The sequence below is a fragment of the Photobacterium sp. DNB22_13_2 genome, from assembly GCF_052873915.1.
Map to the genome: position 1 here is coordinate 1 of NZ_JBNNXU010000117.1, position 278 is coordinate 278.

At 66.2% G+C, this 278-nt stretch carries 1 protein-coding gene; it reads right to left on the bottom strand.

The window, feature by feature from the left end; all coding sequences use genetic code 11:
* A partial coding sequence (locus ACVA58_RS28040; RefSeq protein WP_446513512.1) for an aminotransferase class I/II-fold pyridoxal phosphate-dependent enzyme occupies window positions 1-278 on the bottom strand: 278 nt, incomplete at both ends.

Consider the following 278-nt stretch of genomic DNA (forward strand, 5'->3'; position numbering starts at 1 on the left):
GATGAGCGCCGCGTGGCCAAACGCAAAGCCGACTCGCATGCCGGCGAGCGAGCGGGACTTGGACGTCGTATGCACGACCAGCAGATTCGGATAGCGGTCGACGAGCGAGATTGCCGACTGAGCGCCGAAATCCACATACGCCTCGTCGATCACCACCACAGACGACGGGTTGGCCGCGACGATCCGCTCGATCTCTGCCAGCGGCAACGCGTGGCCGGTCGGCGCGTTCGGGTTCGGGAACAGCACGCCGCCCGTGTCGCCCAGATAGTCGTCCGCGT